Source organism: Sphingomonas sp. 66-10 (assembly GCF_001897045.1).
Lineage (GTDB): Bacteria > Pseudomonadota > Alphaproteobacteria > Sphingomonadales > Sphingomonadaceae > Sphingomonas > Sphingomonas lycopersici.
The window spans coordinates 1-5,479 of sequence record NZ_MKRR01000123.1; the positions used below are offsets into that span (position 1 = coordinate 1).

Annotated in this window: 6 protein-coding genes; 5 read left to right on the top strand and 1 reads right to left on the bottom strand. The window is 66.5% G+C overall.

The window, feature by feature from the left end:
- Window positions 1-104 precede the first annotated feature (104 nt).
- The 5 genes from BGN95_RS12925 to epsI are packed head-to-tail and all read left to right on the top strand — an operon-like array spanning window position 105 to window position 4,677.
- A complete protein-coding gene (locus BGN95_RS12925) occupies window positions 105-1,016 on the top strand; it encodes an SLBB domain-containing protein (RefSeq protein ID WP_286772844.1) in 912 nt (303 codons plus the stop codon).
- Between the two features lie 25 nt (window positions 1,017-1,041).
- Window positions 1,042-2,373, top strand: coding sequence for a GumC family protein (locus BGN95_RS12930; protein WP_265270127.1), 1,332 nt, complete (start codon window positions 1,042-1,044; stop codon window positions 2,371-2,373).
- A gap of 3 nt (window positions 2,374-2,376) precedes the next feature.
- Complete coding sequence (locus BGN95_RS12935) at window positions 2,377-3,084, top strand: CpsD/CapB family tyrosine-protein kinase (protein WP_265270129.1); 708 nt, start codon at window positions 2,377-2,379, stop codon at window positions 3,082-3,084.
- Window positions 3,074-3,979, top strand: coding sequence for an exosortase V (xrtV, locus tag BGN95_RS12940; RefSeq protein WP_265270131.1), 906 nt, complete (start codon window positions 3,074-3,076; stop codon window positions 3,977-3,979). Before BGN95_RS12935 ends, xrtV begins: the two co-directional genes overlap by 11 nt.
- A complete protein-coding gene (gene epsI, locus BGN95_RS12945; RefSeq protein WP_286772845.1) occupies window positions 3,976-4,677 on the top strand; it encodes an exosortase-associated protein EpsI, V-type in 702 nt (233 codons plus the stop codon). The genes xrtV and epsI overlap by 4 nt, the downstream gene beginning before the upstream one ends.
- Before the next feature lie 22 nt (window positions 4,678-4,699).
- On the opposite strand, the gene BGN95_RS12950 is transcribed toward epsI, so the two are convergent.
- Window positions 4,700-5,479 (bottom strand): rhamnosyltransferase WsaF family glycosyltransferase (locus BGN95_RS12950; protein ID WP_286772846.1); only part of this gene is annotated, 780 nt, incomplete at its 5' end.

Genomic DNA, 5,479 nt, shown 5'->3' on the forward strand with positions numbered 1-5,479 from the left:
CGGCGGCTATCAGGATCGCAAAACCAACAACACGCTTTATGATTATCACAGCTATTTCATCGGGCTTCGCACTTCCTTCACACTCTGAGCCGAGTAACGCAATCATGCGCCAGACTCTCTGCCTTCTCCGACGCCTCGCGCTCCTGCTGATCGCCTCGTTTGCGCTCACGCTCGCGCCAGGCATCGCCACCGCCCAACAGACGCAGATGTCGACCGGGCAAGCACCGCTGTCGACCGCCCCCGCCGCGCCGCAGGCGGCGCCGGCGCGTCCGGCGGCCGATGCCGCGGGCAAGGACAAGCAGCAGAACAGCCTCGCCGACGGCTATGTCCTCGGCGTCGGCGACGTGATCGAGGTCTCGGTGCTCGGGCGCGAGGAATTCAAGCCGCGCGTCCAGGTGCAGGTCGACGGCACGATCCAGCTGCCGTACATCAAGTCGGTCCCGGCCGAGGGCAAGACGGTGCTGCAACTGCGCGAGGAAGTGCGCCACCGGTTGCAGCAGGGCGGTTACTATACCGATCCCGTCGTGAGCGTGATCGTCGCCAGCTATACCGCGCGCTACGTGACGGTGCTGGGCGAGGTGGGCAATCCCGGGCTGGTCCCGGTCGACCGCGCCTATCGCCTGTCGGAAATCCTCGCCCGCGTCGGCGGCCTGCGGCCGACCGGATCGGACGACGTGCAGATCCGCCGCGCCGACGGCAAGGAATTCAATTTCGACATGCGCGACATCGCCGGCGGCGGGCCGGACAAGGACATTTTCGTCGAACCGGGCGACAAGATCTATGTCGCCGCCGCAACGACCTTCTACATCTACGGCCAGGTCGCGCAGCCCGGCTCTTACCGCATCGACCGCGGGATGACGCTGCGTCAGGCGCTGGCCCGCGCCGGGGGGCTGACCCCGCGCGGTTCCGACAAAAAGGTCAAGCTGTTCCGCGACGGGAAGGAGATGGGCCGCATGAACCTTTCCGATCCGGTCAAGAACGGCGACACTATCGTCATCGGCGAGCGGTTCTTCTGAGCCGCCGTCGAGGGAGCATGTTCCCATGAGCTTCGTGCAATTCTTCCGTATCCTGTGGGCCCGCCGGTGGATCACCGTGCTGACCACGCTGACCTGCTTTCTCGGCGCGATGCTGGTCGCGAGCCTGTTGCCGGCGCGTTATCAGGGCAAATCGCGGCTGATCCTCGATATCGTCAAGCCTGATCCGGTCACCGGCGAGATGGTCAACGCCGGTTTCGCCAAGACCTATGTCCAGACGCAGACCGAGCTGATCAAGGATTATCGCATCACCGGCAAGGTGGTCGATGATCTGGGCTGGACCTCGTCGCCCGACATGGCCGCGGCCTATGCGCGCCGCTCGCCGGACGACAAGCGCGATTTCCGCCGCTGGCTGGCGCAGCGCATCTCGGACAATACCGAGGCGCAGCTGATCGATTTCTCCAACATCATGGAGATCCAATATACCAGCGATAACCCGGAAACCGCGGCGCGCGTCGCCGATGCGGTCCGGGCGGCCTATGTCAACGAGACGCTGGCGTTGCGCCGCGACGAAGCGGTCGAGAACGAGGCGTGGTTCCGCAAGCAGGCCGATCGCGTCCGCGCCGATCTCAACACCGCCGAGAAGAAGAAGAGCGACTTCGAAAAGGCCAACGGCATCATCCTGCAGGACAATAATGTCGACGCCGACACCGCCAAGCTCAACGCGCTCGCCGCGGCGCAGCCGGCGATCAACCTCGGGTCGATGGTGACCAATCCGGGGATCAGCCCCGCGCAGGCACAGCTCGAGCAGATCAATGCCTCGATCTCGAACACCGAGAAGGTGCTCGGGCCGAACAACCCCGATCTGATCGCACTCAAGAAGCAGCGCGACGCGCTGGCGCAGGTCGCCCGCGCCTCGACCCCGAGCGTCTCGCGCGGCCCGGCGGGTCCGTCGATCGCCGCGCTCTATTCGGAGCAGCAGCGCAAGGTGCTGGCGCAGCGCGGCAAGGTCGCCGAGGCGCAGCAGCTCGCCGCCGATGTCACGGTGTTGCGCGATCAATATGCCAAGACGGTGCAAAAGGCCGCCGACGAGCAGCAGAAGAGCGAATCGACGATCACCGGCCTGACCTTGCTCGGCAATGCGACCGAGCCGACCTCGCCGATCTTCCCGAAATGGCCGCTGGTGATCGCGGGCTCGCTCGGGCTCGGCTTCCTGTTCGGGTTGCTGCTGTCGATGCTGGTCGAATTGCTCGCCCGCCGCGTGCGCGGGCCGGAAGATCTCAACATCGCCGGGGTGCCGGTGGTCGGGATCATGGCCAGCAACGCCCCGCCGACCCGGCGCCGCCTGTTCCGCTGGAAACGGCACGAACCGGCGACGACCGCAGCTTATGGCGCCTGAATCATGACGATGCTTTCTTCAGTCGAGCGCACCGCCCCGGGCGGCGAAGGCGTGACGGACCTGACCGACGCGCATTTCACGCTCGCCCCGTCGCTGGTCATGCTCACCGATCCGACCGGTGGCCAGGCCGAATCGATCCGGGTGCTGCGCGCGCATGTCGTCGCCAAGCATCTGCGCGAGGGGCGGCGATCGCTGGCGATGACCGGCCCGTCGGCGGGCGCGGGGTGCAGCTTCGTCGCCGCCAATCTGGCGGTGGCGCTGTCGCAGACCGGCGCCAGCACGCTGCTGATCGACGGCAACATGCGCGCGCCGGGGCTGGAGGAATATTTCGCCCCGAGCAACCCGCGCCCCGGGCTGTCCGATTGCCTGACCAATCCCGACATCGCCTTCTTCGATGCGGTGCATGAAGCGGTTCTGCCCAATCTCGCCTTGCTGTTCGCCGGCGAGCCGCGCGAGGACGCATCGGAGCTGCTGAGCAGCGCGGCGTTCAAGTCGCTGATCGAAAGCTGCATCCGCGATTACGACATCGTGCTGATCGACACCCCGCCGGCGAACAATTACGCCGACGTGCGCCGCATCGCCGCGGTCACGCGCTATGCGATGGCGGTCGCCTGCCGCAACCAGAGCTATGTTCGCGACGTGCGCACGCTGATCGACGAACTGACGTCGGACAAGGCGCAAGTGATCGGAACCTATTTGAATGTACGCTGACGCGCAGAGCACGGCCGCGTCGGGCGGCGGGAGCGGCGGCTCGATGCTCCGCCGGGCGTTGCGCATGCATTGGCCGCTGCTCGTCGGATTGCTGATCGTCGCGATCCCGTCGCTGATCACGCTCGGCCGCCAGACCTGGTCGACCGAGGCCGGCGCGCACGGCCCGATCGTGCTCGCGACGGGGCTGTGGCTGCTCAGCTACAATAAGATCGACCTGATCCACGCCGGCCGCCAGCCGTGGTGGACCTGGCTGCCGCTGGCGGCAGCGCTGCCGGTCTATGCCTTTGGCCGGGCGTTCGATTTCCTCTTTATCGAGGTGTCAGCGCTGTATCTCATCTTCATCATCGGGATGGTGCAGCTCGCCGGCATCAGCGAGGTGCGGCGCAACCTCTTCGCCTTATTCTATCTCGCCTTCATCATTCCGCCGCCGGGCTGGGTGCTGGATACCCTCACCTCGCCGCTGCGCGAGTTCGTCTCCTATATCTCGGTGGCGATCCTCCAGCCGATGGGCTTTCCGATCGAGCGCTCGGGCGTGTCCTTGACGATCGCGCAATATCAGCTGCTGGTCGAGGATGCCTGCGCGGGGATGAACTCGATCACCGGGCTCACCGCGATCAGCCTGTTCTACATCTATCTGATGCACCGTGCGTCGTGGCGCTATGCCTTGGTGCTGGTCGCGCTGATCATCCCGGTCGCGGTGTTCGTGAACATCCTGCGGGTGATCGCGCTGATCCTGCTGACTTATTATTACGGCGACGCGGTGGCGCAGGGCTTCATGCACGTCACCACCGGGATGGTGCTGTTCGCCTTCGCGGTCGCCAGCATCTTCCTGATCGATCGAATGATGCAGGCGGTGCTGGCGCGCTGGCACGTCAAATCGGAGGCGACGGCATGATCGAGCGCCGCGAGTTCCTGTTCGCCGGCGGCTGCGCCGCCGCGCTCGGCGTGGGCGAATGGATGCGCCCGCGCAAGCTGACGCTGTTGCTGCCCGAGAACGAGAAGCTCACCAACGTCATCCCGCTGCAATTCGCCGGCTGGAAGGCGGGCGGCGGCGGCGACATCGTCCTGCCCGACCTCAAGGACAGCCTGGCGGCGAAGCTCTACAGCGAGCGCGTCGCGCGATCCTATCGCCGGATGAGCGGCAACGAGGCGCAGGACGTGATGCTGCTCGCCGCTTACGGCCGCGCGCAGAGCGACGTGCTCCAGCTCCATCGCCCGGAGAAATGCTATCCGGCGACCGGCTTCGCGCTCACCTACAGCAAGCTCTATCAGCTGCCGCTGCCCAATGGCGTGACCGTGCCGGCGGTGCTGCTGACCGCGGAGATGGGATCGCGGGTCGAGGACATCCTCTACTGGACGCGGCTCGGCGAGATGCTGCCGCAAACCTATAGCGACCAGCGCTGGGCGCGCTTCACCACCGCGTGGAACGGCTTTATCGCCGACGGGGTGCTGATGCGCGCCTCGATGATCCGCACCGGCGATGCGCCCGGGTTCGACACGCTCAGCGAATTCATGCGCGACATGATCATGGGCACCCGCGCCAACCGCCGCTCGACGATGATCGGCGATACGCTGGCGCAGCGGCTGGCCTGAGGCGCTGCGCCGCCGATACGTCTCACCCGGCGCGCCACGCCTCATTGAGCCGCGCCGCGAGCGTCTCGAGGAACGGATAGGGGTTTTCCGCCAGATAGTCCGGCCGGTGCGACCGTCCGCGCGCGCCGATCGTCGGATCGCGCTCGAACCGCTCGCACGCATCCGCCAGCGCCGCCGCGATGCTGTCGGCACGGATGTCGTCGAGCGCGACGATATTGTCATGCGCGGCGCCGAGCGACTTGAACGCATAATCGCTCGTCACCGTCAGCACCCCGAAATGCGCCATTTCGAGCGGCGGATAACTGGGATGCGGCGAGGCCATCAGCGATAGCCCGACCGCGGTGCCGCGCAGCATCGCGGCATAATCCTCGAGCGAAAGCTTGCCCGCCGCGCGCAGCTCGATGCCGTTGCCCAGCGCGAGCGGGCGGTGCGGCGCGCCGGCCGAGACGACGTCCCATTGCGCCGCATGCGCGTAGCTTCCGGCCCAGGCGCGCAGCCCCGCGATCACCGCGGGGAAGCAGTTGCGCGGCACGCCGGGCCGGCCATAAACCAGCATCCGCCGTTCGCGCGGTGCCGCGCCGTCGGGAAGGAAGGGGCGCAAGGCGGCGGAGAGCGTCGGCTCGATCACGAACTGTTCGGCCGGCGCGATGCCGAGCGCGCCGACATAAGCGGCGAGCTCGCTGCTATTGTAGATCGCCCACCATTGCCCCTCCCCCTTCAGCGCGCGCCACGCGACGAGATGGGTGGAGGAGAAAGGGTAGAAGCCCGGCTCGAAATCCTGGCAGATATAGAGATAGGGCGC